The sequence below is a fragment of the Paenibacillus sp. E194 genome (assembly GCF_000935845.1).
GTDB lineage: Bacteria > Bacillota > Bacilli > Paenibacillales > Paenibacillaceae > Paenibacillus_B > Paenibacillus_B alvei_B.
In genome coordinates this window covers 1-3,982 of sequence record NZ_JMDX01000375.1, presented here as the reverse complement: position 1 = coordinate 3,982, position 3,982 = coordinate 1, and the positions used below count along the sequence as shown (strand labels likewise).

The window sequence follows — 3,982 nt, the reverse complement described above, 5'->3', positions numbered from 1 at the left end:
CATTGTCGAGCCAGGCTGCTTCAGCATTTGCGTGGCGAAGTTCATCTGCTCGATCTTGAAGTCACGACCTTCGATCATGCCAAGAATGGCACCTGTTCTATGGTTGACCATCAGCGATGCTACCTGTTCAACACCCTTCGTCTTGCTGTCAGGTGAGAAATTATCAGGATTTGCAGAGACTCGCTTCATTGAATCATATATTTTCTTATCAATGGTGGTATACACGAGATAACCGCCCCGTAGCAGCTGCTCGCGTGCCGACTGCAGCATATCGTTGTTCTCCCGCTTGCGCAAGTCTGCCTTCGTAAGTCCAGGATTCTGCTGAAGTACGAGTACTTCTGCTGCGGCACGTTCTGTTTCCATCATCAGATATGGATATGTAGCGTATGCCTTCTCCCGAGGCTGGGCAATTGATTTGCGGATATCAAACGCCAGCGCTTCATTATATTGCTGCATCGTAATTTTATTTTCTTCAAGCATCCGTTTGAGAACAAGCTTCTGCCGTTCAATTGCGCGTGCAATCCCTTTTTCATTGACTTCACCTTTACCGGTAAAGGCCGAGTAAGCGGATGGAAGCTGTGGAAGGCCTGCAAGATACGCAGATTGGGCGATGTTCAACTTGCTCAGATTATCAATATTAAAAATACCTTTTGCTGCTGCTTTAATTCCGTATAAGTTGTAGCCTGTTGAACCGTTGCCGAAAGGAACCTTATTTAAGTATGCAACAATAATTTCATCTTTGGACAATACACGCTCCATACGCATGGAGAGCAGTATTTCCTTCGCTTTACGACTGTCGGTACGATCCAAATTTAAAAATACACGTCTTGCCAATTGCTGAGTAAGCGTACTGCCGCCTGTCTGCACAGATTGATTCATTACTTTCTGTACAACAGCCCGAGACAGTCCGCGAATATCAACGCCCATATGTTCATAGAATCGATTGTCTTCAATCGCAACAAGGGCATCAATGACGGATTGGGGGATATCTTTTAATGAGACGGGACGACGATCCTCTTCGGTTCGAAGCTGTCCGATTGGATTGCCGTCATTGAAAAAAGCGAATCCGGTTATGGCATTCTCCTGAATCTTCTGCTGAATCATTTCTCGTGGGCGAACCGGTTCGTCCTTGACTAAGGACGTTACATAACCGATACCAGCGCCACCAGCAAATAAGCCGCATAGCAGGCCGAACAGCATGAGCCACTTCATAACGGACCATATCGTGCGGCCAATCGACCTCTTGCGCGCCGGTCTTTTGCCGCTTTCCGTCACTTTCTCCTCAACCATGCATTATTTCCTCCTTAGTAATTGCAGCGCTTTCCATTATACCATAAAAGTGAGAGGAAAAAGAGCGTCCGTTATCGCATTTCCTGATGATAATATAGCGGAAAAAATAAAAAAATCGCCTCCCGCTAGGGAAGGCGATTGTGGTGTCGCTTCTATGCGATAGAGCGAATCTTATCGGCTGTAGAACTCGACGATTTGCTTTTCATCGATGTCTTGGGACAACTCGCCGCGCTCAGGCAAACGTACGAATTTACCTTCCATAGCAGCTTCGTTGAACTCCATGTATGCTACCAAGTGATGACGGCCTTCAAGAGCTTCCTTGATCACTTTCAAGTTACGACTTCTTTCACGCAAGCCGATTACATCACCAGGAGATACGAGGTAAGACGCGATGTCTACTTTCTTGCCGTTTACAGTCACGTGACCGTGTGCTACCAATTGGCGAGCACCTGCACGGGAGTTGGAAAAGCCAAGACGGTATACCAAGTTGTCCAAACGGCTTTCGAGCAAGAACATGAAGTTCTCACCAGCGATACCTGGCAATTTGGATGCGCGGTTGAACAGTGTGCGGAATTGCTTCTCGCCCAAACCGTACATGTGGCGCAATTTTTGTTTTTCTTGCAATTGAACGCCGTATCCGCTCAATTTTTTACGTTGGTTTGGACCATGTTGTCCAGGAGGATACGCGCGCTTCAATTCTTTACCAGTACCGCTCAAGGAAATTCCAAGACGACGGCTTAATTTAAATTTAGGACCTGTGTAACGTGCCATGTTATATTGACTCCTTCTCAATCAAAATTATCGTTAGATTGTGGGGTGTCATTGCGTCGAAATCATCCTATGCTTTCCGATAATTCGGTCAGCTCCGACTCAGGTTTTCAGCCGCTGCCTAGTCGGTGATGATTATCGTGAGGGTGACACAACAGTTTCGCCCATATACATCACATAATATTATAAGATAGAGTACACTCCTGTCAAGCCATATAATCAAATTGAGTTAGGATTTGATTTTTAGTTAGATCTTTTGGCATGGTTCAAATGGACCAAAAATTTAGAATTGGTTTTCGGGATATAGTACATTTTAATTGCAAAATCATGTATGATAGAAATTGAACAACCTTTCGAAAATGAAGGAGAAGAGGATGACGGAACGTCAACTTCCACAATACACAACTGAATTTGAACCCATGAAGACAGAGACAGAGGATTGCCAAGATCCTGCTCCTGTCGACGAAGACTTGGCATTAGAAGGATGGCTGCTTCAGCGTGACGTGACGACGCATGATTTCCCTTATATTGCCTTGCAATTGCAATCCGCATATCGCGCATGGCTGAAGGATATGCCGTATGAAGCGATTTCTGTAATTGGAAGCAGTGCGATCTACGATTATGCCGGAGGATGGTTAGCAGGGGATGAGTCACTGCATGCGGATAGCAGGATAAGTATAGCATTGAATGAATGCTTGCAAGAACGAACCAAGACAACAGCAGCTATAGACAATGGACAGTTAGTTATCTGCCCGCTGCAGACACGCGAGGGGCAAAATGTATTCGCAGCCGTTGCTTACAAGCTGTCGGCAGCTATGTCGAGTGGAGCCATGACAGCGCTGGAAGCGTGGACACACGCGCTTCGCTCGCAGTTCTACCTTGCATTCGAATATACATTTATTAAGGAACTCATGTACACTCAGCGCATTGTTGAACGAGAATACAAACGCAGAGATGTTCTATATAATGTGGTGCGTCACATGCATGATCGAATTGATGTTGATGCGGTGCTAACGCAAATAATGGAAAGTGTAGAGCGGCTTGTGCCGGAATCGAGCATTGAAGTGTATCTATCACAGGATCACCATAGTGTGAACCCGAAGGTGAAGACACTCGTGTTCAAGTCTTGGGGCGATCCGATTGTCATGCAGGCATTTATGAAGGGAGAGCTGTGCTACGGCCGGACGCAAGAGGGTCACACCGAAGTTGCTTTTGCTCTTTGCGGGAAGCAGGGCTCGTACGGCGTGCTGAAAGTCTGCTTCCCATACGAGGAACCAGATCCTTCCGATGTACAACTCATTCAACTCGTGGTCGAGACAGCAGGTACGGCATTTGAAAATGCGCGCCTTCATGAGCAGGCCAACGAGGTCATTCAAGAGCTTCGCTTTATCAATGACTTGACGAAGCGAATTAATCAGAGCTTGAGGTTGCGGGACGTATTCCGGGATGCGACGCATGAATTGCTCCGAGTATTCGGGGCTGAGTTCTGTGTACTGCTGCAGCTCAATGCCGAGAAGAACCGCTTTGAGGTTGTATCCTGCAACCTCGAAGAATTTGATGGTGCCCATATGCCAGCGGATGAAGGACTGTTCGGCTACATGATCTCATTGCGCGAGCCAATTATCATCTCAGACAGCAAGGAACAGAGCCCTACTTCCATGCATTTCTTTGAAAAGCTTGGACTGCGCTCTGTGATTGCTGCACCGTTATTTGGCGGAGGTGAGCTGGTTGGTATTGTCGTGCTGGCAGACAAGCGGCCGCAGTTCTTTACCTATGAGAATTTGAAACTGTTGCAAATGCTTGCCACTCATATCGGCCTTGCGATTGCCAACGCCACTTTGCATGCTAGGGTGAAGCATCTTGCCAACAAGATCAGCTGACTGGTCTCTATGCTCGGCATTATCTGGATAAGCAGATTGATCGG

The 3,982-nt window shown here is 46.8% G+C and carries 3 protein-coding genes; 1 reads left to right on the top strand and 2 read right to left on the bottom strand.

Annotation, left to right across the window (positions count from 1 at the left end):
* On the bottom strand, positions 1–1,290 hold a 1,290-nt coding region (locus tag AZ66_RS27620; protein ID WP_044357839.1), incomplete at its 3' end, for a transglycosylase domain-containing protein.
* A gap of 171 nt (positions 1,291–1,461) precedes the next feature.
* On the bottom strand, positions 1,462–2,061 hold the full coding sequence (gene rpsD / locus AZ66_RS27615) for a 30S ribosomal protein S4 (protein ID WP_021262580.1): 600 nt from the start codon (positions 2,059–2,061) through the stop codon (positions 1,462–1,464).
* A 371-nt stretch (positions 2,062–2,432) separates the two neighbouring features.
* Between rpsD and AZ66_RS27610 the strand changes: the two genes are divergently transcribed.
* On the top strand, positions 2,433–3,938 hold the full coding sequence (locus tag AZ66_RS27610) for a GAF domain-containing protein (RefSeq protein WP_052648909.1): 1,506 nt from the start codon (positions 2,433–2,435) through the stop codon (positions 3,936–3,938).
* The last annotated feature ends 44 nt before the right edge of the window (positions 3,939–3,982 follow it).

Coding starts and splice junctions, on each gene's coding strand:
- rpsD (WP_021262580.1), bottom strand. CDS start 2,061: ATGGCACGTTACACAGGTCCTAAATTTAAATTAAGCCGTCGTCTTGGA.
- AZ66_RS27610 (WP_052648909.1), top strand. CDS start 2,433: ATGACGGAACGTCAACTTCCACAATACACAACTGAATTTGAACCCATG.